Raw genomic sequence first — 23,091 nt, forward strand, 5'->3', positions numbered from 1 at the left:
CAGAGCGCTTTCGGGGCGCGCCCTGTGCGGACGCGCCCCGAAAGTGGTGTTCGACGAAGCTACAGGTACTGGCCGGTGTTGGCCTCGGTGTCGATCGCCCGGCTCGCGCTGGCGTTCTTGCCGGTGACCAGCGTGCGGATGTAGACGATCCGCTCGCCCTTCTTGCCGGAGATTCGAGCCCAGTCGTCCGGATTCGTGGTGTTCGGTAGGTCCTCGTTCTCGGCGAATTCGTCGACGATGGAGTCGAAGAGGTGTTGAATGCGCAGCCCGCCGTTGCCGGTCTCGAGTACCGACTTGATGGCGTACTTCTTGGCGCGGTCGACGATGTTCTGGATCATGGCACCGGAATTGAAGTCCTTGAAGTACAGAACTTCCTTGTCTCCGTTGGCATACGTCACCTCGAGGAAGCGGTTGTCGTCGCTCTCGGCGTACATACGCTCGACGACGCGGTCGATCATCCCTCGGATGCAGGCAGCGCGGTCTCCGCCGAACTCTGCGACATCGTCGGCGTTGACCGGCAGCGAGTCGGTGAGGTACTTGGAGAAGATGTCCTGTGCCGATTCGGCGTCGGGCCGCTCGATCTTGATCTTCACGTCCAGGCGACCGGGCCGCAGGATCGCGGGGTCGATCATGTCCTCACGGTTGGAGGCACCGATCACGATGACGTTCTCCAAGCCCTCCACGCCGTCGATCTCGGCGAGCAGCTGCGGGACCACCGTCGTCTCGACGTCGGACGAGACGCCCGAACCACGAGTGCGGAAGATCGAGTCCATCTCGTCGAAGAACACGATGACCGGGGTGCCCTCGGACGCCTTCTCCCGTGCACGCTGGAAGATCATGCGGATGTGACGCTCGGTCTCGCCGACGAACTTGTTGAGCAGCTCGGGGCCCTTGATGTTGAGGAAGAACGACTTCGCTTCCTTGGCGTCCTGGCCGCGGGCCTCGGCGATCTTCTTGGCCAACGAGTTGGCAACCGCCTTGGCGATCAACGTCTTTCCGCAGCCGGGAGGGCCGTAGAGCAGCACACCCTTGGGCGGACGCAAGGAGTACTCGCGAAACAGATCCTTGTGCAGGAACGGGAGTTCGACGGCGTCGCGAATCTGCTCGATCTGCCGACCGAGACCACCGATGTCCTCGTATCCGACGTCGGGCACCTCCTCGAGGACCAGGTCCTCGACCTCGGCCTTGGGGACACGCTCGAACGCGTAGCCGGCCTTGGTGTCGACGAGCAGGGAGTCGCCGGGACGGAGTTTGCGGGACGGTTCGTCCGGGTCGATGGGGCCCTCGTCGTTGACCATGTCGATCAACGGCTTGGCCAGCCACACCACTCGTTCCTCGTCGGCGTGACCGACGACGAGTGCTCGGGATCCGTCGCCCAGAAGCTCACGCAGAGTGCTGATTTCGCCGACCTGGTCGAAGGCGCAGGCCTCGACGATGGTGAGCGCTTCGTTCAGGCGCACCGTCTGTCCCGGTGCCAGTGAGTCCGCCTCGATGTTGGGTGAACACGTCAGCCTCATCTTGCGTCCGGAGGTGAACACGTCCACCGTGCCGTCGTCGAAGACGCTCAGCAGAACGCCGTAGCCGCTCGGCGGTTGGCCGAGGCGGTCCACTTCCTCGCGAAGTGCGATGAGCTGTTGCCTGGCCTCTTTCAGGGTGTCCATCAACTTCGCGTTGCGCAGCGACAGAGAATCGACGCGTCCTTCGAGTTCGCGTACCTGTTCGGGGGACTCCCCCAGTTGACGGCGCAGTGAAGCAGCTTCGGCTCGCACGGCGTCCAGTTCGGCTCTGGCCGCGGCCACATCCGGATTGTCTGTTGAGCTCATGAGCGACTCCTCCCAGTGACGATCTATCAACGCTACCGGCACCGGCCCGAATGTGCGGACCGACACCACGATCGGGACGGAGAAGCAGTGTGTCTCGACCGCACCCGAGCGTCGGTCGAGTTCATGTTAGCCTCACCTGACCAAGCAGCGGACCAACCATGGAATCAGGGGCTCCACCAGTGAAGATGCGCATTTTCTCGGCAGGTGTCGCGCTCGCGGCAGCGATGATTTCGGTGGCCGGCTGCAGTTCGGCCGACGATTCCGATCACACCGATCACAATTCGACGGCGGCCGCCGAAATCAGCGATCCCGCAACCGATGCACCCACCGTCGCAGCACCTACCGCGGCTGAACTCGAAGCATCTCTGCTGCAACTGGTGGCACCGGACGTAGACGCGGCGACGAAGGCGGCTTCGGTCGAGAACGGGCAGGCACGCCTGACCAACCTCGAAACGATGACCGCGGCTCTGGCGAATTACGGCGCCATCACATTCGAGGTTGCCGAACCGACGGTCGAGGGCCAGACGTCCACCGCCGACGTCGCGATCGCCACTCCGCGGGGAACGGCAGCCCCGTCCCCGCAGACCTGGGTGCTGATCGACGGCGACTGGAAGCTCTCCGATGCCAGTACCTGCCAGATTCTCGCCATGGGGCAGGCACCCTGCGCCTAGAGGCCGGGAATCCTAGGCGACGCCGCTGGGATCGTCAGCCCTTGCCGGACCGACGCTGAGGCTTCGGCGTGACGGTGCCCTCGGCGAGGCGTCGGACACTGACGAGGAATGCCGTGTGCCCCTGCATCCGATGCTCGGGACGAACCGCCAATCCGACGACGTGCCACCCGCGCACCATCGACTCCCACGAGCGGGGTTCGGTCCAGCACTCCTGCGCGCGAAGGGCTTCGACGACCTTGGACAACTGCGTCACCGTAGCGACGTAGACCAGCAGCACGCCGCCGGGGACGAGAGCCTTCGATACGGCAGGCAGTGCGTCCCATGGCGCGAGCATGTCGAGGACGACGCGGTCGACCTGCTCGCCGGGACGATCGACACCGAACTGATCCACGTCGGCCACCGTCAGGTGCCAGTTGGACGGCCGCTCGCCGAAGAACGTCTCGACGTTCTTGATCGCGTAGTCGGCATGGTCCTGGCGGATCTCGTATGAGATGACCGTTCCTGCGGTACCGACGGCACGCAGCAGCGAGCACGTCAGCGCGCCCGATCCGGCACCGGCCTCGAGCACTCGCGCGCCGGGGAACATGTCGCCCTCGTGCACGATCTGGGCTGCGTCCTTGGGGTAGATGACCTGCGCGCCACGCGGCATCGACAGCACGTAGTCGGTCAGCAGCGGCCGCAGTGCGAGGTAAGGGGTGCCGTTGACGGACGTGACGACGCTGCCCTCGTCGGCGCCGAGCAGTTTGTCGTGGGTGATTCCGCCCCGGTGGGTGTGGAACTCCTTGCCCGCCTCGAGCACCACCGTGTAGTGGCGGCCCTTACCGTCGGTGAGCTGGACTCGATCTCCGACGCGGAACGGTCCGCTGCGTGCGGGTCCGGTCGGTACCGGCTCGACCGGCACGTCGTCATCGGTCGCGAGAGCTTCGTCGAGTTCGATTTCGTCGACAGTTGCGGTGACCACTTCGTCCGCACCGATGACCGGGGCATCGACGATCGCGTCGACCTCGGGCCCGTCGGTCGACGCGGACGCGGAATCACCGAAGGACACAGCATCACCGGACGGCACAGCGGAACCTGCTTTCGTTGCTCTGTTCGGTGCCCGACCTGTTGCGGTCCGGCACCTGGGACGACTCGACGTGCCAGACTACGGCCTTGACCGAAGATGTCGGACCAACGGCATAGGGTCGCAGTCGTGAGTATTTCCGCGTCGACGCCCGTCGACTTGCCTCTACTCGATCTCGGCGACAGCGAGCAGACGTCGCCGGCGACGTCCGGCTCCCGCAGTACACCGGCGTTGTCGCCTTCGCGCGCAGGTGATTTCAAGCAGTGCCCACTCCTCTATCGCCTGCGTGCCGTCGACCGGATTCCCGAGGTCTCCACCGAAGCTCAGGTGAAGGGAACTGTGGTGCATGCCGCATTGGAGGCCCTGTACGCGTTGCCCGCACAGGATCGTGTTCCGGCCACTGCGCGAGAACTCGTCGATCCGGCGTGGGAGCGAGTGGTCGCTCGGTCACCCGACATCGAGAGTCTGGTTCCGGCGGACGAAAGACCGGCGTTTCTCGACCGGGCTCGCGCGCTGGTCGCCGGGTACTACGAGCTCGAAGACCCCACTCGGTTCGAGCCCGAGTCCTGCGAACAGCGCGTGGAGGTAGTGCTGGACGACGGTACGCCGCTGCGCGGATTCATCGATCGGATCGACGTGGCACCGAACGGGATGATCCGCGTCGTCGATTACAAGACCGGTCGGGCACCGCGAGAGTTCACCGAGTCCAAGGCGCTGTTCCAGATGAAGTTCTACGCGCTGATGATCATGCGGATGCGCGGAGTCGTTCCGGCACAACTGAAGTTGATGTACCTCTCCGACAAGCAGGAGCTGACCTACACCCCGGACGAGGGCGAGTTGCGGAGGTTCGAGCGCATGCTCTCGGCCATCTGGAAAGCGATTCTGGCTGCGGGCGAGACCGGCGATTTCCGCGCCAAACGGGGCGCGTTGTGCAAGTGGTGCGACCACCAGGCGCTGTGTCCGGAATTCGGTGGTACTCCCCCGGCGTATCCGGGTTGGCCCACGGCCGCTGCCGATCCGGCGGGGGCCGAGCTGTGACCCTCACCGCGAAGGCACTGCCGAACGCCTTCTTCGTTCCCGCCGGTGTCGGCAGCGAAGGCCACGAGCGGGTCACCGCTACCGAGCACACCGTCAGTCTGTGGGCACCGACGATGCAACACGGCGCTCCGCCGTCGGCCCTGTTGGTCCGGGCGCTCGAGCGAGTCGACGCCAGGGAGGACACCCGTATCAGTCGCGTGGCCGTCGACATCCTCGGACCGGTTCCGGTCGGGGACATCGAGATCCGGTCATGGACGGAGCGTCCCGGTGCCAATATCGAGCTCGTCGTCGCGGAACTCTGGGCGGACGGCACGTCGGGAACTGCGCGGGCGGTGGCCCGCGGCAGCGCATGGCGATTGCGCACCACGCCGACCGACGACGTTGCACACTCCGGGGATCCGGTGATGCGACCGGTGAGCGACGGAGTCGACTACACCTTCGGTGGCACCTGGTCGTCGGGTTATCTCGACGCCGTCGAGTTCAGGACTCTCACCGGACTCGGCGAGCCGGGGCCGGGCCAGGTGTGGGCGAGGCCCAGACCCGTTCTGGTGCAGGGTGAATCGATGACTCCGTTGGAGAGACTGTTCTCTATTGCCGACATCGCCAACGGAATCGGAGCCAAGCTCCCGATCGACGAATGGACGTTCCTGAACACCGATCTGACCGTTCACGTGTTCCGCGTGCCGCAGGGAGACTGGATCGGGGTGTCCGCCGAGACCTCCACCGGGCCGGACGGAATCGCAATGTGCGCGGGCACCCTCAGCGACGAACGAGGACCTGTCGGTCGCATCGCTCAGACGGTGTTGGTTAGACGTCGCAGCTGACGTCTCGTCCGATCGAGACGTCAGCGCTGTGACGACGTGATCTCGGATTCAGAACGCGCGGCAGGACCTGATGTCGGAGGCGAGGATCGCCTTGGCACCAAGATCGGCGAGCTGATCCATGACGTTGTTGTGGACCTTACGAGAGACCATGGCGCGCACGGCAACCCAGTTGTCGTCGACCATCGGCGCCAGGGTGGGCGATTCGATTCCAGGAGTGATCTTGACGGCCTCGTCGAGGATCGACTTGGGGCAGTCGTAATCGAGCATCAGGTACTGCTGTGCGAAGACGACGCCCTGTACGCGGGCGATGAGTTGCTTGCGTGCGGAGTCGGTGCCCGGTGTGCCTGCTCGTTCGATCAAGACGCCCTCGGAATCGCAGAGAGATTCGCCGAATGCCACGAGGTTGTTCTGACGCAGCGAGCGACCCGACTCCACGACGTCGGCGATCGCGTCGGCGACCCCGAGCTGGATGGAGATCTCCACCGCACCGTCGAGGCGGATGACCGTTGCTTCGAGTCCTCTGGCGGCCAGATCCTTGCGCACCAGGTTGGGATAGGACGTCGCGATGCGCAATCCACCCAGATCCTCGGGTGCCCACTCCTTGCCCGCGGGTGCGGCATAGCGGAAGGTCGATCGGCCGAATCCGAGTGCCAGCCGCTCTTCGACAGCAGCACCGGAATCGAGAGCCAGGTCGCGTCCGGTGATGCCCAGATCCAGCTGCCCGGATCCGACGTAGATCGCGATGTCCTTGGGGCGCAGAAAGAAGAATTCGACGCCGTTCGCCGGATCGAGAACCGTCAGGTCTTTGGAATCGCTTCGGCGTCGGTAGCCGGCTTCACTGAGAATTTCGGCGGCGGACTCGGAGAGAGCGCCCTTGTTGGGTACGGCTACGCGCAGCATGCAGTTTTCCTTGTTCGACGAGTTCGTGAGCGACATGCGGATCGAACTCACAGATGTTTGTAGACGTCCTCGAGTTCGAGGCCTCTACCCACCATCATCACCTGGACCCAGTAGAGCAGCTGCGAGATCTCCTCGGCGAGTGCCTCGTCGCTCTCGTGCTCGGCGGCGATCCACACTTCACCGGCTTCTTCGAGGACCTTCTTGCCCTGGAAATGAACTCCCGCGTCCAACGCTGCTACGGTGCCCGAACCCTCGGGGCGGGTCTTCGAGCGGTCGGTGAGCTCGGCGAACAGCGAATCGAAAGTCTTCACGGATGGATATTCTTTCACGTCGTCGCTCGGGGGTACGAATCGGTCGAGATCAGGATGCCCAGGCTCGTCGCACCTCGTCGGCGGTCAATCCGACGAGACCATCGCGGACGGTGTACCCCGGTGCGGCCTGCACCGCGATTTCGGACGGAACCACCAGCACCGGACAACCGGCGGTGTGCGCCGACAGCGAACCGGTGGGCGAATCCTCGACCGCAAGGCACGAAGCTGCGGCGAGGCCGAGCAACGCTGCACCGCGCAGGTACGGGGCCGGGTGCGGTTTGCCTGCCTCGACCTCGTCGCCGGTGACCGTGATGTCGAAGTACTCGCGCCCCAGGGTGTCCAGAGCCCGCTCGACCAGACCCCGCTCGGTGTTGGTGACCAACCCGGTCGACAGACCCATCTCGCGCACGAGCGCAAGAGCGTCCTTGGCACCGGGGCGCCACGGAATCCCCTCGGCGAACAGGTCTCCGACTCGTGTGGTCAGCCACTCACGGCCCTCGATCAGGCGCTCGTCGGTGACCTCGACCCCGGCATTCGCCAAGACCTTGCGCAGTGCATCCCACATCGAGTTGCCGAGGGTGCTTTCGCGCACCTCCGCGCTGAGTTCCGTTCCCAGTGAGCGGGAGTACTCACCGATGGCGACGTCCCAGATCTTCTCCGAGTCGAGCAGTGTGCCGTCCATGTCCCACAGGACACCCTGCAGGTGGGTTCTAGACATTGAAGTACTTGGCCTCCGGGTGATGAAGTACGAACGCATCGGTCGACTGTTCGGGGTGTAGCTGCAGTTCCTCGGAGAGCTTCACGCCGATTCGCTCAGGTTCGAGAAGTGCGGCGAGCTTGATGCGGTCCTCGAGATCGGGGCATGCGCCGTAGCCGAACGAGTAACGCGCACCGCGATATTCGAGTTTGAAGAAGCCCTCGGCCTCGGTGGGATCCTCCGAGGCGACGGAATTGCCGTCGGAGAGCTTCAGTTCCTCGCGTACCCGGCGGTGCCAGTACTCGGCCAGGGCTTCGGTGAGCTGAACGCCGATTCCGTGGACCTCGAGGTAGTCACGGTACGAGTCGGCGGCGAACAGCTCGTTGGCGAAGTCCGCGATGGGCTGGCCCATCGTCACCAGGTTCATCGGCAGAACATCGACCTTGCCCGATTCCTGTGCCGCCGAACGCGACCGAACGAAGTCCGATATGCAGAGGAAGCGGTCGCGGTGCTGCCGTGGGAACGTGAACCGAAAGCGTTCGGGCGCATCGGGTTCGGGTTCGGTGAGCACGACGACGTCGTCGCCCTCCGAGACCGCCGGGAAGTACCCGTACACCAATGCCGCGTGTGCGAGGATGCCGTCGGTGCTCAGTCGATCGAGCCAATACCGCAGGCGCGGTTTGCCTTCCGACTCCACCAGGTCCTCGTACGTGGCACCTTCGCCCTTGCGGGCACCGCGCAGACCCCATTGCCCCAGGAACAGGGCCCGCTCGTCGAGCAGCCCCGAGTACTCCGACAGTGACACGCCCTTGACGATGCGCGTGCCCCAGAACGGCGGCACCGGGATGTCGATGTCGGCAGCGACATCGGATCGTTCGGGCACGACCACCGGCGTTTCGGCGGCTTTGCGCTTCTCGGCGATGCGCTTGGACCGCTCGTGGCGTTCCTTGCGCTCGGCCGTCTTGGCCTTCGCAGCGAGTGCCTCGGGGCTGTCCGGGGCCGGTCCGCCACCACGCTTGGTGGTCATGATGGTGTCCATCAGGCGAAGGCCCTCGAATGCATCACGCGCGTAGTGCACGTCGCCCTCGTAGACGTCCTGCAAGTCGTTCTCGACATACGACCGGGTCAGCGCCGCTCCGCCCAGCAGAACCGGGAATTGCTCGGCGACACCCTTCGAGTTGAGTTCGATGAGGTTGTCCTTCATGACCACGGTGGACTTGACCAGTAGCCCGGACATGCCGATCACGTCGGCGCGCTTGTCGATCGCGGCTTCCAGAATGGCCGAAATCGGTTGCTTGATACCGAGATTGACCACCTCGTACCCGTTGTTGCTCAGGATGATGTCGACGAGGTTCTTACCGATATCGTGCACGTCGCCCTTGACGGTACCGAGCACGATGCGACCCTTGCCGTCGTCGTCGGTTGCTTCCATGTGCGGTTCGAGATACGCCACAGCAGCCTTCATCACCTCGGCGGAGGCGAGCACGAACGGCAGCTGCATCTGACCTGAGCCGAACAGCTCGCCCACGGTCTTCATCCCCGAGAGCAACGTCTCGTTGATGATTTCCAGCGGCGGCTTCTCGGCCATCGCGGCGTCGAGATCGGCGTCGAGGCCGTTGCGTTCGCCGTCGACGATGCGTCGTTCGAGTCGCTCGAACAGCGGCAAACGGCCGAGTTCTTCCGCGCGAGATTCCCGCGCCGACGCTGCGGAGACCCCCTCGAAGAGCTGCATGAGCTTCTGCAGCGGGTCGTAGCCCTCGCTGCGGCGGTCGTACACCAGATCGAGGGCCGTCTCGCGCTGCTCGTCGGGAATCTTGTTCATCGGCAGGATCTTCGACGCGTGCACGATGGCGGTGTCGAGGCCGGCCTGTGTGCACTCGTGCAGGAACACCGAGTTCAGCACCTGGCGTGCAGCGGGATTGAGGCCGAACGAGATGTTCGACAGCCCGAGGGTGGTGTGCACCTTCGGGTACTTCTCCTTGAGCTGCCGGATCGCCTCGATGGTCTCGATGCCGTCGCGTCGCACCTCTTCCTGGCCCGTCGAGATCGGGAAAGTGAGGGTGTCGACGATGATGTCCTCGTGGCGCAGGCCCCAGTTCTCGGTGATGTCGGTGATCAACCGGTCTGCGACGCGCACCTTCCATTCGGCCGTACGTGCCTGTCCCTCTTCGTCGATGGTCAGCGCAACGACGGCGGCGCCGTGCTCCTTGACCAGACGCATGATCTTCTGGAATCGCGAGTCGGGTCCGTCGCCGTCCTCGTAGTTGACCGAGTTGACCGCGCTGCGGCCACCGAGGTGCTCCAAACCTGCTTCGAGAACGGCAGGTTCGGTGGAGTCGAGCATGATCGGCAGGGTCGACGCCGTCGCCAGTCGGCTGGCCAACGCGGCCATGTCCGCGGCGCCGTCGCGGCCGACGTAGTCGACGTTGAGGTCGAGCATGTGCGCGCCGTCGCGGGTCTGGTCCTTGGCGATGTCGAGGCACTTCTCGTAATCCTCGGCGAGCATCGCGTCGCGAAATGCCTTGGACCCGTTGGAGTTGGTGCGCTCACCGATCATCAGGATGCTGGCATCCTGCTCGAACGGAACGGCGGTGTACAGCGAGGAGACGCCCGGCTCGGGCGCGGGCTGCCGTTCGAGTTTCGTTGCCCCGTGCACCATGTCGGCAACCTGGCGGATGTGCTCGGGCGTGGTGCCACAGCAACCTCCCACCAGAGCCAGCCCGTATTCGCTGACGAAACCGCTCAGGGCCTCGGCCAATTCGGGAGCGGTCAGTGGGTACTCGGCCCCTTTCGCGCCCAGGGTGGGCAGGCCGGCATTGGGCATCACCGACACCGGAAGACGCGAATGCTTGGACAGATGGCGCAGGTGCTCGCTCATCTCGGCCGGGCCGGTCGCACAGTTGAGCCCGATCATGTCGATACCGAGGGGTTCGAGTGCCGTCAGTGCGGCACCGATCTCGCTGCCGACGAGCATCGCGCCCGTCGTCTCGACGGTGACGTGGGTGATGATCGGGATGCGGACGCCCAGCTTGTCCATCGCGTGCTGGCTGCCGATGATCGCGGCCTTGACCTGTAGCAAGTCCTGGCAGGTCTCGACCAGGATGGCGTCGGCACCGCCGTCGATCATGCCGAGGGCGGCTTCGGTGTACGCGTCGCGCAGTCGGGCGAAGGGGGCGTGGCCGAGAGTGGGGAGCTTGGTACCGGGGCCCATGGAACCCAACACGAAGCGGCCCATCCCGTCGCGGCCCGGGCCCATCTCGTCGGCGGTCTCACGCGCGAGCCGGGTGCCTTTCTCGGCCAACTCGCGGATGCGGTCCTCGATGTCGTAATCGGCCAGGTTGGGCAGATTGCAGCCGAAGGTGTTGGTCTCGACGGCGTCCGCACCGGCCGCGAAGTACTCGCGGTGAATCTCACGCAGCACGTCCGGCCTGGTGGCATTCAGGATTTCGTTGCATCCCTCCAGACCGAGAAAGTCGTCGAGAGTGAGGTCGGCGTCCTGGAGCATCGTGCCCATCGCTCCGTCGCCGATGACAACACGACGTGAAATCGCATCGAGCAGACTGGGCTTGTGTTGAGCGGGCATCACTACAGAGTAGTGGGCACCGAAGTTACGTCGGGTCGTAGGCTGTCGTGGTGAGTCCCCGAAACCTCGATGGCCAGTCCCCGATCGACGACGGAAACGAAAATACGGACATTTCAGGTGCCGGATCGGATGTGCCTCTGGATGCTGCATTGATCGAGGCCGTCCACGATGCTGTGGCCAATGCCACAGACCTCGACGACCTCGACGACGTCATTCCCGAGTTGCGCTCCCCGATCCTGGTCGCTGCCTTCGAGGGCTGGAACGACGCGGGAGATGCAGCCAGCGGCGCGATCGAGCATCTGGAGCTGATCTGGGACGCCAGTCCGCTGGCCGAACTGGACTCGGAGGACTACTACGACTACCAGGTCAACCGCCCGACAGTCCGGCAGGTGGACGGTGTCACGCGCGAGATCGAGTGGCCGTCGACTCGGCTGTCGGTGTGTTCGCCTCCCGGCAGCTCGCGCGATGTGGTGCTGCTACGTGGCATCGAGCCGAACATGCGCTGGCGCAGTTTCTGCGACGACCTCCTCGAATTCGTCGAACAGCTCGGCGTCGAGACCGTGGTGATCCTGGGCGCACTGCTGGCGGACACTCCCCACACCAGACCCGTTCCGGTGACCGGCACCGCCTACAGCACCGAATCGGCCGAACAGTTCAACCTGGAACAGACTCGCTACGAGGGACCGACCGGGATCACCGGTGTGCTGCAGGACGAGTGCGTCAAGGCCGGGGTGCCTGCGGTCTCCTTCTGGGCTGCGGTCCCGCACTACGTCTCCCAGCCGCCCAACCCCAAGGCCACCGTGGCGCTGCTGCAGCGGGTCGAGGACGTGCTCGACATCGAGGTACCGCTCGGCGAACTGCCCACCCAGGCCGAGGAATGGGAAGAGGCGGTGACCGAGATGACGAAGGAAGACGAGGAGATCAGCGAATACGTTCGCAGCCTCGAGGAACGCGGCGACGCCGAGGTGGACATGTCCGATGCGATCGCCAAGATCGACGGCGACGCCATCGCGGCCGAGTTCGAGAAGTACTTGAGGCGACGCGGTCCGGGCAACTTCGGGCTCTGACCGACCGCACAGGAGGAGCCGGGGGCCGGTGAGGTCTTTCTGATCCCGACGTAACGTCACCGCAGCGGTGACGTCACCCCGACCCCGCAACCTCGTGGGTATGGCCAGCACACCGCGATTCCTGCAAGGCGTCTTCTCGTTCACCGGACACGGTCTGGACAAGCCCGAGCTGATCGATCCCAGCCTCAGCTTCGTCGTCCCCGAGGGTACGACGGCTCAGCCGCTGTACTTTCGCGGCGGAAATTCGAGCGACGAGCTGGTGGTCGTCACCTTGCTGCGCGACGGCAGTCCGATGCGCATGTTCCCGATGGGTGCCAAGAGCGGCGTGAACATTCCGCTGCGGGTGGTCGAGGACGTGGATCCCGACACGGTGCTCGAATTGGTCGTCGCGGCCCCTGCCGGAACCAGCGGAGAGGTCGTCGTCGATTTCGGTCTGGTGCTGATCTGATGACCGCGGGCAAGCAGCGGCTGCTGGTGGTCGGTAACGGGATGGCCGGTGCCAGGGCGGTCGAGGAGATCATCAAACGCGGCGGCAGTTCGTCGTTCGAGATCACCATGATCGGCGACGAGCCGTACGGCAACTACAACCGAATCATGCTCTCGCACGTGTTGTCCGGCGAGGCCACCGTCGACGACGAGGACCTGATCCTCAACCCGATGAGCTGGTACAGCGAGAACGGCGTCACGCTGCACGCCGGAGACCGCGCGATCTCACTCGACCGGTTCTCCAAGACCGTCGTCTGCGAGAGCGGTCGGTCCGTCGACTACGACGTGCTGATCATCGCCACCGGCAGCAACACGTTCTTCCCCAACATGGACGGTCTCCGCGAGTCCGACGGCAGGCTGGCGCGCGGCGTGTTCGGCTTCCGCACCATCGCCGACACCAACGGCATGCTGCAGATGGCGCAGTCGCGCGACGACGTCTGCGCCGTCGTCATCGGCGGCGGTCTGCTCGGACTCGAAGCCGCATACGGCTTGCGCACGCAGGGCCTGGAAGTGAACGTGGTGCACTCCCCCGGTCACCTGATGAATCAGCAGCTCGACGAGCGTGGCGGCCGCGTACTACGGAACAAGATCGAGTCACTCGGCGTCGGCGTGCACACCTCCAAGCGAACCACCTCGGTGTTGCGCTCCGAGGACGGCGTCGTCACCGGCGTGGGGTTCAACGACGGCACCTCGCTCGCCGCTGACATGGTCGTCGTCACCGCGGGCATTCGTCCCAGCGTCGATTTCGCTCGCGCCGGCGGACTGGTGATCGAACGCGGAATCGTCGTCGACGACCAATTACGTTGCGAGGACGAGGGTTCCATCTATGCCGTCGGTGAATGCTGCCAACACCGCGGCGAGGTCTACGGCCTCGTCGCTCCGCTGTGGGAGCAGGCCGTCGTGTTGGCAGACGTGCTCACCGGAGCCGATCCCACTGCGGCGTACCACGGTTCGCGTCTGACCACCAAGCTCAAGGTCGCCGGTGTCGACGTCGCCTCGATGGGGATCACCGCCCCCGAACGAGACGACGACGAGTTCGTCCAGTTCTACGAGCCGCGCAGCGGTACGTACAAGTCGGTGATCGTGCGGAACAACAAACTCGTCGGTGCCACCCTGCTGGGCGACATCTCCAAGGCCAACTTCCTCACCCAGGCGTTCGACGAGAAAGTGCCGTTGCCCGACGAGCGCATCAGCATGCTCTTCGACATGGGCACCCCCTCTGCGGCAACAGGAGCCGCCGAGCTGGCCGACGACGTCCAGGTGTGCAACTGCAACGGCGTCACCAAGGGAGCCATCGTGGCCTGCGTACACGCAGGCGCGAAGAACCTCGGCGACGTGACCGCGAAGACCCGGGCGGGCAAGGGGTGCGGATCGTGCAAGGGACTGGTGAAGGACATCATCGCGTGCGCAGCAGGCGGTGCCGTCGAGGCCGACCCGACCGCAGACTGGTACGTGCCGTGTATCCCGATGACCAAGCCGGAGCTGATCGACGCGATTCGCGCGCAGGATCTTCGGGCGGTGTCTGCGGTCTTCGCCGCGTTGGCGACCGGTGGAGCGGAGGATGCCGCGGCCAAGATGCCGTTGGCGTCGTTGCTGCGGACGGTGTGGGGCCCGGACTGGGTGGACGAGCGCGGCGCGCTGTTCATCAACGACCGAGTTCACGCCAACATCCAGCGGGACGGCACGTTCTCGGTGGTGCCGCAGATGAAGGGTGGCGTCACCACCCCGGATCAGTTGCGCAAGATCGCCGACGTCGCGGACAAGTACCACGTTCCGCTGGTCAAGGTCACCGGCGGTCAGCGTATCGATCTCCTCGGCATCAAGAAGGAAGACCTGCCGAAGGTGTGGGGCGATCTGGACATGCCCTCCGGCTTCGCCTACGGCAAGAGTATGCGCACAGTGAAGACCTGCGTCGGCAGCGACTTCTGTCGCTTCGGCCTCGGCGACTCGACGGCACTGGGCATCGCCCTCGAAGAACGGTTCCAGGGCTTGGAGACTCCGGCGAAGTTGAAGCTCGCGGTCGCGGGCTGCCCGCGCAACTGCTCGGAAGCACTGTGCAAGGACTTCGGCGTCGTCTCGGTGGGTGAGGACAAATGGGAGATCTACGTCGGAGGTGCGGCCGGTGCACACATCCGCAAGGGCGATCTACTGGCCACCGTGACGGGGGCCGAGGAGGTTCTGACCGTGGCAGGCAGGTTCATCCAGCATTACCGTGAGAACGCCCAGTGGCTCGAGCGAACGTACGCGTGGGTTCCGCGTGTCGGTCTCGAAGAACTGCAGAGCGTGCTGATCGACGACCGCGACGGCATCGTCGCCGGACTCGACGAACGAATGCAGGCATCGGTGGACGGGTACATCGACCCGTGGCAGGACCGCGCCGCACCGAAGTCACCCGCCCAGTTCACCCCATCGCTGCCCCTGCTTCCGCTGCCACAGGTGCCGGTCCGATGAGCGTGCCTGTCGGGGCCGTGGAGGACCTGACGCCCGGCGAGGGACGGGCCTACGTGGTGGACGGCAAGCAGGTGGCGGTGTTCCTCCTCCGTGACGGCTCGGTCCGGGCCATGGACGCCGTGTGCCCGCACAAGGGCGGGCCGCTGGCAGACGGTCAGATCGACGGATCCATAGTCGTGTGTCCACTGCACCAGTACACCTTCTCGCTCGACGACGGCACCTGCCCCAGCGGCATCGACTCGGTGCGCACCTACCCCGCCACAGTGGTGGACGGAAAAGTGACCCTGGAGCTCTAACCGGCACGGTTGAACGACCGACACCGCTGCACCGCCTGGTCGTTTCGCAGGCTCCACTCCTACCCCCTACCCTGTTCCAGTGAGCGAATCAGGCGAGGACGCACGACAGGGAGTCGTGAATGCGTTCGTGGAGGAAGATCGTCTCGGTCTCTTCTCGTTCGCCGTTGCCGAGAAGCGCTCCGAGTACCTGGCTGTTCTCCGGGCATTCGACACTGCACGAGCCAACTACGTCGTCCTGCTGCACTCCGGAGACGTCGCCGACCTCATCGCACGCAGCTCCGGGCACCACGAAGCGCTGAGCACCCTCGACATCGCGCCTCTGCTCGATCAGCTCCACGCCTGGGGCCTGCTCGAACGCAGCTACGACGGCACCCGCGCCGCCACCCTCGCCGAGTACCGCAACCGTCACTTCGTCTACCAGTTCGGCCAAGCCGGCTACAAGGCCTACCGAGCGGTCGAGGACGTGCTCGGTGCGCGCCTGGACGACGCCGCGCTGTCGCGGCTGGTGCTGCCCGAGCTACTGGCCGACATGCACGAGCTGGCCGAGGCGAACCGTCAGGCCGACGGCGATCGCATCTACCGCAAGCTCAGCCGACTCGATTCGACACTGTCGGAGATGGCTACCCGCGCCGCGCATTTCTATCTGGTGCTCGGCGACCTCGTGCGCACCACCGAGATCACGCCGGAGTCGTTCCTGGTTCACAAGGACGCCCTGCTGACACACATGCGTGAATTCAGCTCCGATCTGACCCGCTACGCACCGAAACTCGCCGAGGCGATAGCACTCGTCGAGAGCACCGGAATCGAGGAACTCGTCGAGCGAGCCGCGATCAGCGACGAACGAGTCTTTCTCACCGTCGCCGAACGCCGCGCCGACTGGACCGATCGCTGGGCCGGCCTCTCGCATTGGTTCGTCTCGGCCGAGTCCGAACTCAGCGAGTCCGAGCGACTCCGCGAGGGCACGATGAGCGCGATCGCCGCCGTGCTGTCGCTGCTGCGCCGGGTGACCGAGACCCGCAAGGGCGGAGTCAGTCGCGAGAGCCAATTGCGCCACCTGGCCGGTTGGTTCGCTGCCGCGCCGACCGAAGACAGCGCGCACGCTCTGTTCCATGCCGTGTTCGGCCTCGGCAGACCGCGGCATCTGTCGATGGTGCATCCCGACGCCGACATCATCCCCACGTCCCGATCGTGGTGGGAGGCACCACCGGTCGAGATCTCGCGCACCCTGGCCGAGACCGGACGCACCCCGACCCCCGGTGTTCCGGGACGGGTGCAGCGCAACGACGGCGGCATCAGACGGCTGCGCGAGCAGCAACTCGAGTCGCAGCGATCACGCAGTGCCGCAGCGCAGTCGCTTGCCTCCGCCGGAATCCACGACCGGATTCTCGACGAGCAGGAAACCGAGGTGCTGTTGAGTCTGTTGAATGCTGCGTTGACCGCCCGGGTACGCGTGAGCGGACGCACCTCCGACTCGTCCGGATCGGACAGCGGCGTGCGCCTGACGCTCAGCGACAGCGACCGTTCGACGATCGTGCGGACCAGCAGAGGCCGGCTGCATCTGGACCGCCTCGCGCTCGAGGTCAGCGAGGTGGCACGCCGATGAGAGCTCGCGAGATCTCCACCCTCGCACTGGATTCCTACCAGCGGGCCGCCCGGGTTGCGCTGTCGAATCACCTGGTGACCACGACGTACCCCGATCGGATCGCGCTGCCACTGCTGCGCAGATGGGCCACCGAGTTGCGCGAGGATCTGCTCGAGCTGTTCGGGTATCGCCTCGAGGTCACCGAGACCACGGCTCGCCTGTTCCCGGTGATCGACGCACTCGACGACAGTCAACCCGCGCGAACGCCCACCGACCGAATCTTCGACCGCCGTAGGTACGCGTACCTGGCGTTGGCGCTGGCGGCACTCGGCCGGGCGGGCAACCAGATCACCCTGTCCGAACTCGCCGATCATGTTGCAGCAGAGGCGAGTCAGGTCGACGGTGTCGAGCTGACAACCGACCGGGCAAGCGACCGAGACGCGTTCGTCGACGCGATCGGGTGGCTCGCGACACGCGGGGCCATCGCGTTGGCCGACGGTGACGCGAGCGGCTGGGCGAACAACCCGTCCGCAGGCGAGGCGCTCTACGACATCGACCGTCCCGTCGTCGTTGCCATGTTCAGGCCGCCCCGCGCCGTGCAGCATCTGCGATCGATTCGCGGGTTGCTGGCCGGCTCGAACGCCGCGATCGACCCCGAGGAATCCGATGCGGGACAGACCGATTCCGGGCGTGAGGCAGATCCGAAGGAAACGCTGCGTGCGGTACGCCGTGCGTTGGTGGAGCAACCGGTGGTCTATGTCGACGATCTCGACCCGGACGGCCGCACGGCCCTCGCCGCGTCGCGCACCGTTGCCGACGTCGAGTTGCTGACCGGCCTCGTCGCCGAGCGTCGCGCCGAGGGAGTGGCCCTCATCGACACCTCGGGACGACTCTCGGACTACCGATTCCCCAGCACCGGAACCATTGCCCAGGTCGCATTGCTGATCGCGGGCGAGATCTCGGACCGGGTGATCGATCCGGATGCACCCGCGCTGGCGACCTACCCCCTTCCCGACGGTGACGCCCTGATCGAGCAGTTGGACGGTGCCATTCCCGACGGTGGAGTCTTCGGTGATCTCGCAGAATTCGGGTTCGGTTCCGATGCAACTGCATTCGACGATGCGGTGGACAAGAAGCAGTATCCGCTCATCGAGGACAGTTGGTTGGTCTCGGTGGTCGACGATCTCGTCGAACGGTTCGGTCGTACGTTCGCCGCGCAGTGGCAGACCGATCGCGACGGCCTACGGCTCCGAGCGATCGCGATGCTGCATCGACTTCGATTGGTACACAGCGTGTCCGGCGGCGTGCTGGTGCTACCGGTGATCGCGCGCTACCGCGACGTGATGGTCAGCGTGCGCGATCGGACCCCGCAGGATTCGCTGTTCGGTTCCGAACAGTCCCCCAGTACCGACCAGTCCCCCAGAACCGACCAGGCCGACATCACCGATCCATCCGAAGTAGAGGCTTGAGTAGATGACCGCACACTCGTCACGTTTCCGGCCGACGCGAGCAGGGATCGTCAACCTGTGGGACTACCGTGATCAGGAGTTCTCCTTCGCCGACGGTCGGCTGGTGTTGCGTGGGCCCAACGGTTCCGGCAAGACCAAGGCTCTCGAAGTGCTGTTCCCGTTCGTCCTCGACGGTCGTATCGAACCGCGCCGGCTCAATCCGTTCGCCGGAGAAGAGCGGACGATGAAGTCCAACCTGCTCTACCGAGGGCAGGAAAGCGCGCACTCGTACGTGTGGATGGAGTTCGGCCGCGGGTCGCGCGAGGACCCCGAATCGGTGACGGTCGGAATCGGCATGCGGGCGAGCCGCCACAACGACAAGGTGACCCGCTGGTACTTCGTGGCCGACGGCCGAGTGGGCGTCGACTTCTCGCTGTTGGGTTCCGACGACCGTCCGTTGACGAAGAAGCAACTCGGTGAACAGCTGGGCACCGACGCATTGACAGATCGCCCGGTGGACTATCGCGCCGCGATCGACGCCCGCATGTTCGGGCTCGGTGCACAGCGCTACGACCAGTTGATCAACTTGATCTTGACACTCCGCCGCCCACAGTTGGCCAAGAACCTCGACCCGAAGGGGCTCTCGCAGGCGTTGACCGACGGCCTGCGTCCGTTGGACGAGCAGCTGGTGCTCGAAGCAGCGCGCTCCTTCAGTGACATGGAAGAGGTGGGCCGGGCTCTCGAAGGACTGGCGCAGGCCGATCACGCCGCCAAGAACTTCGTCTCGGTGTACTCCAAATACCTTCGGGTGCAGACGCGTTCGGATGTCGAGCAGGTCTCGCGCCGGCTCGAGGCGGTCACTCATGCGACCACCGCACACTTCGCCGCTGCCGCTCTGAAGGACCGCCGTCTGCTCGAACGTGCGGCTGCAGAAACCCGATTCGACGAGGCCGAACGCGCACTGGATCAGGCCGTCGCAGACCGCGAGACTCTACAGCGCTCGAGCGCATACGAGGGCAAGCAGCAACTCGACGATCTGGCCGAATCCGCTGCGAAGCTGGAGATCTCGACCGCCCAGCAGGCCGACCGCGCCCGCAAGGCTCGAGTAGAACTGGAGCAGCGCACCACCGAAGCGGCTCGGGCCGATTCCGCACTCCGGGATTCCGTTGCCGGGGTCACCCGCGCCGAGGAGGAACTGCAGTCTGCAGCCGAGGACGCGGGGATCGTCTGGACACCACTGCCGGGAACCGCCCGTAGCGACCAGATCAGCACCGCGCTGCGTGGCCACGCCGAGGAACGCGACGGCGACGTGCGGGCGGTTCGCGAGGCGCTGGGAACCGTCGAGAAGGCGTCGACGGAACGCACTCGTGCGGAGAAGGCCGCGTCGAAGGCCAGAGAGATGCTCGAGGCCGCGTCGGCTGCGGTCACCGAGGCCGAGGCGACCGTGGACCTGGAGAAGGCGCAGTTCGCTTCGGGACTACGAGCCTGGTGGTCGAACAATTCGGCGCTCTACTCTGCTGCGGGCATCACCTCCGCCGCGTTCGAGGCCCTCGACGCGGCGTTGGCACACGTCGGCGACGACGACGCCCCGAGCCTGGAATCGGTGCTGGCCGAACAGACCGCGGACGGTATCGACGCGCTTCGCGCCCGGCAGGCACAGGCCCGCGTGGACGTATCGACCCGCACGGCCGAGCTGAACGCGCTACGCGACGAACTGTCCCTGGTGCGAGCCGAACACGATGACGCGCCGCCGCCGTTCGCCGCGCGGACCGACTCGCGTGCGGATCTGTCGGGAGCGCCACTGTGGCAGCTGGTTCGGTTCGCGGATTCGGTCTCCCCTGCCGACGCCGCCGGAGTCGAATCCGCGCTGCAGGCGGCGAATCTGCTCGACGGCTGGATCCATCCGATCGCGGATTTCCCCGTCGACTCGAACTCTGAGCAGTATCTGTCGCCGCTGCCGGAGGCCTCGAGGCCGACCGGAACCACGTTGGCGTCCGTCCTCGAACCCGAGCCCGGCACTGCGGTATCGGAATTGCGCATACTCGACGTGCTGAATTCGGTTGCACTGCAACGGGACCAAAGCGCAGTCTCCGGCGGTGCCGTCTCGGTGGGCGTCGACGGTCGGTACTGGCAGGGTGTGCAGCAGGGTCGCCACACCAAGGCCGATGCCGAGTACATCGGTGCGACGGCGCGGGCTCGTCGGCGTGAGCAACGCATCGCCGAGCTCGGTGGCGCGATCGATACCGCAACGGCCGCGCTGGAGACCGCGACGGCCGACGAACGATCTGCGCGCGAATCGGTGCAGGCACTGGGTGCGGCCGCCAAGCAGCTCCCCCGGGCCTCGGCCATCGTGAGAGCGCAACGCGCCGTCACCGCTGCCGCTGGAGCGCTACGCACCTCCACGGAGGGTGCTGCCGCGGCCGACCGTGAGTTCGACCAGGCGATCGCAGACCTGTCGGCGAAGGAGAAGCAGCTGCGCACCGTCGCCGTGGCTCACCGCACCCCCCACATCGGTCGCGACATCGATGCCCTCGCCGCTGCGATTCGGCATTTCGAGCATCAGGGCTCGGTGGTCATCCGCAAGCGTGGCGATCACACGCGCGAAGCAGAACGCGCCCGCGAAGCAACCAACCGGCTCGAAGAGGCGACCGGCCTGGCCGAGGAGCTCGCCGAGGAAGCGGCAATAGCCGAAGAGAACTACCGACAGCAGGTGCAACGCCTCGAGCTCCTGAGCGAGAAGCTCGGTGCCACCGCCGAACAGATCGACACCGATCTGGAGAACGCACGCGAACGCATCGAGAAATGCCGCGCCGAGCAGCGGGCCGCGCGCAAAGCGGACAAGGAAGCCGGCGAAGCGATCGGCAAGGCCGAGGGTGCCTGCAACACCGCGCTGGAAAGCCTGCGCGGTGCCGTCACCGAAACCCTGGGCGACGCCGTGCGGCTGGCGCCCTACGCTCGCAAGGACCTGCTCGGCATCCTCGGTGTCCACGAGGCGTACGCCTGGCCTGCCAGTGATTCTGCCTGGTTGACCGTGGAGCAGATTCTGTATCGAGTTCAGCAGGCCGACGGTCCCGACGACGAGGTTCCGGTACTACCGACGGTCGTGAGCGCACTGCATTCGGCACTCGACGCAGCGACGGCGTCGGTGAAAGTCAGTGACTCGAGCCGGAAGTCGACCCGGACGGCCCTGACGAGTGCGCTCCAGGAGTTCGACTCGCAACTCGCCGCATCGGGGCAGGACTACCGTTTGCAGTGGGATGCGCCGGACGGTTTGACCGTCGTACGAGTTCAGGACGAGCAGGGCTATTCGTCGGTCGGAGATTTCGCCGACCGCATCGGCGCGGCGAGGGCCGATCAGGAGTTGCTGCTGACCGAGCAGGAGCGCCGAATACTCGAAGATGCACTGCTGACCGGCCTGGCGCAGCAGATTCACGAGCGCACCGTCGACGCACGCGAGCTGATCGCCCAGATGTCTGCGGAGATGAAGCAGCGCCGCATGTCGTCGGGCAACACGATCGGTGTGCACTGGGTGCTCGCGGACAACCTCGACGACGGGGCCCGGGCGGTGTCCAAACTGCTCGACCGCGACGCCTCGGCGTTGAACCAGGACGATCTGGCCGCAATGCGCGCCCACTTCGCGTCGGAGATCAGAATCGCTCGCGCGGCGCATCCGGAACGGTCCTACCCCGAGATCCTGTCCACGACACTGGACTATCGCCGCTGGCGCGTGTTTGCCTTCACGCTCATCAGCGGTGACGGCAACGAGGATCGTCTCACCGTCGCACGCCACAGTGCGCTCTCGGGCGGTGAGCAGTCGGTGTCGCTGCACCTGCCATTGTTCGCCGCCGCGCACGTGATGCTGTCCTCCGCCGATCCTCATTCACCTCGGCTGCTGGCGCTGGACGAGGCGTTCGCCGGTGTCGACGACAACGGCCGCAGCGAATTGCTCGGCCTGAGTGTGCAATTCGACCTCGACCTGTTCATGACCGGATACGACCTGTGGATCACCTACGGGGACGTCCCCGGCTGCGCGCACTACGACCTGGCGCATTCGACAGCCGAGAACACCGTCAGCGCAGCACTTCTGGTGTGGGAGAACGGCGAACTGTTCGCCGAGCACGACGGTACCGACCTCGCTGCCGCACTCGGGTCACCGCTGACGCGCCGGGTGCCGACCCGAACCGAAGGTGGGCTGGAGTTTGAGCGGTAACAGCGAATGGCGCGGCAGCGTGGAATTGGGTGCGCTGCTCGATGCGGCACGAAAGAAGTTGGAGTCCAACTGGCTTCGGGTCGGCGGCAACATCACCGTCGATCTGAGCGATGCTCCGGAGCTGTGGCGTCTGTGCAGCGCGATCTCTCGGTCCAATTCGAGTCTGCATTCTCGGGCGCGCAGCACCAGACTCGACCTGGAGCGATTCGACGCGTGGCTGAGCCATCCGCTCAACGGTGGCCTCGGACTGATCGACACCCTCACGTCGCAGGCCCCGTTGCAGGACAAGAAGCGGATCGCCGCCGACAAGGCTCAGGTGCGCGCCGATGCACTCGATCGGGCCAGGGATGTTCTCGGCGGCGGCACCGACCGAGAATGGATCGAACATTGGATCGCCTCGTTGCTCAACCAGGACGGCACCCTCGGTGGCCGGGTCGCCGTCGACGCGCTCGAGGTGGCCACGAAGGTCCTCGCGATGCTGCCGGTGGACGGGATGTCGCTCACCGAGCTGGCCGAACTCGCCTGCGGTGATACCAAGGCACTCTCGGCCGGCGGTGCCCCGAAACTTGTCCTCGATGCATTGTCGTTGCGCGAGAACGTCCCTCGGCCCGTCGATCCGGTCGGTATCAGGGCGTTGTGGG

Annotated in this window: 17 protein-coding genes; 11 read left to right on the forward strand and 6 right to left on the reverse strand. The window is 65.5% G+C overall.

From position 1 onward, the window contains the following. Window positions 1-59 precede the first annotated feature (59 nt). Window positions 60-1,823, reverse strand: a complete 1,764-nt coding sequence (gene arc, locus CH256_RS17915; protein ID WP_094670199.1) for a proteasome ATPase — start codon at window positions 1,821-1,823, stop codon at window positions 60-62. Between the two features lie 185 nt (window positions 1,824-2,008). Between arc and CH256_RS17920 the strand changes: the two genes are divergently transcribed. Beyond that, a complete protein-coding gene (locus CH256_RS17920) occupies window positions 2,009-2,494 on the forward strand; it encodes a hypothetical protein (protein WP_068050782.1) in 486 nt (161 codons plus the stop codon). A gap of 34 nt (window positions 2,495-2,528) precedes the next feature. Here CH256_RS17920 and CH256_RS17925 read toward each other — a convergent pair whose 3' ends face one another. Then, window positions 2,529-3,395, reverse strand: coding sequence for a tRNA (adenine-N1)-methyltransferase (locus tag CH256_RS17925; RefSeq protein ID WP_052047554.1), 867 nt, complete (start codon window positions 3,393-3,395; stop codon window positions 2,529-2,531). Window positions 3,396-3,716: 321 nt separating this feature from the next. On the opposite strand from CH256_RS17925, the gene CH256_RS17930 reads away from it, so the two are divergent. After that, on the forward strand, window positions 3,717-4,595 hold the full coding sequence (locus tag CH256_RS17930; protein ID WP_373454840.1) for a RecB family exonuclease: 879 nt from the start codon (window positions 3,717-3,719) through the stop codon (window positions 4,593-4,595). A gap of 17 nt (window positions 4,596-4,612) precedes the next feature. Next, window positions 4,613-5,419, forward strand: a complete 807-nt coding sequence (locus CH256_RS17935) for a thioesterase family protein (RefSeq protein WP_068050784.1) — start codon at window positions 4,613-4,615, stop codon at window positions 5,417-5,419. 48 nt (window positions 5,420-5,467) lie between these two features. Here CH256_RS17935 and hisG read toward each other — a convergent pair whose 3' ends face one another. Genes hisG through metH form a run of 4 tightly spaced genes read right to left on the reverse strand, consistent with a single transcriptional unit; the run spans window position 5,468 to window position 10,910 of the window. Beyond that, a complete protein-coding gene (hisG, locus tag CH256_RS17940) occupies window positions 5,468-6,319 on the reverse strand; it encodes an ATP phosphoribosyltransferase (protein ID WP_094642360.1) in 852 nt (283 codons plus the stop codon). Window positions 6,320-6,366: 47 nt separating this feature from the next. Next, window positions 6,367-6,630: a phosphoribosyl-ATP diphosphatase gene (locus CH256_RS17945; RefSeq protein ID WP_032398466.1), complete on the reverse strand. Its 264-nt coding sequence runs from the start codon at window positions 6,628-6,630 to the stop codon at window positions 6,367-6,369. Window positions 6,631-6,679: 49 nt separating this feature from the next. After that, window positions 6,680-7,348: an HAD family hydrolase gene (locus tag CH256_RS17950; protein WP_094670188.1), complete on the reverse strand. Its 669-nt coding sequence runs from the start codon at window positions 7,346-7,348 to the stop codon at window positions 6,680-6,682. Beyond that, window positions 7,341-10,910 (reverse strand): methionine synthase, encoded by a 3,570-nt coding sequence (gene metH, locus CH256_RS17955; RefSeq protein ID WP_094670189.1) that lies wholly within the window; start codon window positions 10,908-10,910, stop codon window positions 7,341-7,343. The genes CH256_RS17950 and metH overlap by 8 nt, the downstream gene beginning before the upstream one ends. Before the next feature lie 152 nt (window positions 10,911-11,062). Here metH and CH256_RS17960 point away from each other — a divergent pair, with 152 nt between their 5' ends. The 8 genes from CH256_RS17960 to CH256_RS17995 all read left to right on the forward strand — a co-directional run. Next, window positions 11,063-11,977, forward strand: a complete 915-nt coding sequence (locus CH256_RS17960; RefSeq protein WP_283347151.1) for a PAC2 family protein — start codon at window positions 11,063-11,065, stop codon at window positions 11,975-11,977. Between the two features lie 100 nt (window positions 11,978-12,077). Continuing rightward, window positions 12,078-12,425, forward strand: coding sequence for a molybdopterin oxidoreductase (locus CH256_RS17965; RefSeq protein ID WP_068050787.1), 348 nt, complete (start codon window positions 12,078-12,080; stop codon window positions 12,423-12,425). Continuing rightward, complete coding sequence (nirB, locus tag CH256_RS17970) at window positions 12,425-14,914, forward strand: nitrite reductase large subunit NirB (protein WP_094670190.1); 2,490 nt, start codon at window positions 12,425-12,427, stop codon at window positions 14,912-14,914. The genes CH256_RS17965 and nirB overlap by 1 nt, the downstream gene beginning before the upstream one ends. Beyond that, window positions 14,911-15,210: a Rieske (2Fe-2S) protein gene (locus tag CH256_RS17975; RefSeq protein ID WP_094670191.1), complete on the forward strand. Its 300-nt coding sequence runs from the start codon at window positions 14,911-14,913 to the stop codon at window positions 15,208-15,210. Before nirB ends, CH256_RS17975 begins: the two co-directional genes overlap by 4 nt. Window positions 15,211-15,337: 127 nt before the next feature. After that, complete coding sequence (locus CH256_RS17980) at window positions 15,338-16,813, forward strand: TIGR02677 family protein (protein WP_373454841.1); 1,476 nt, start codon at window positions 15,338-15,340, stop codon at window positions 16,811-16,813. Next, a complete protein-coding gene (locus tag CH256_RS17985; RefSeq protein ID WP_094670192.1) occupies window positions 16,810-18,261 on the forward strand; it encodes a TIGR02678 family protein in 1,452 nt (483 codons plus the stop codon). The genes CH256_RS17980 and CH256_RS17985 overlap by 4 nt, the downstream gene beginning before the upstream one ends. Window positions 18,262-18,265: 4 nt before the next feature. Further along, the gene (locus CH256_RS17990; protein ID WP_094670193.1) at window positions 18,266-22,450 is read left to right on the forward strand and encodes a TIGR02680 family protein; all 4,185 of its coding nucleotides are present in this window, start codon (window positions 18,266-18,268) and stop codon (window positions 22,448-22,450) included. Further along, on the forward strand, window positions 22,440-23,091 hold a 652-nt coding region (locus CH256_RS17995; RefSeq protein ID WP_256989474.1), incomplete at its 3' end, for a TIGR02679 domain-containing protein. The genes CH256_RS17990 and CH256_RS17995, both read left to right, overlap by 11 nt.

Origin of the sequence: Rhodococcus sp. 05-2254-6 (assembly GCF_002258565.1) — a bacterium.
Classification (GTDB): domain Bacteria; phylum Actinomycetota; class Actinomycetes; order Mycobacteriales; family Mycobacteriaceae; genus Rhodococcoides.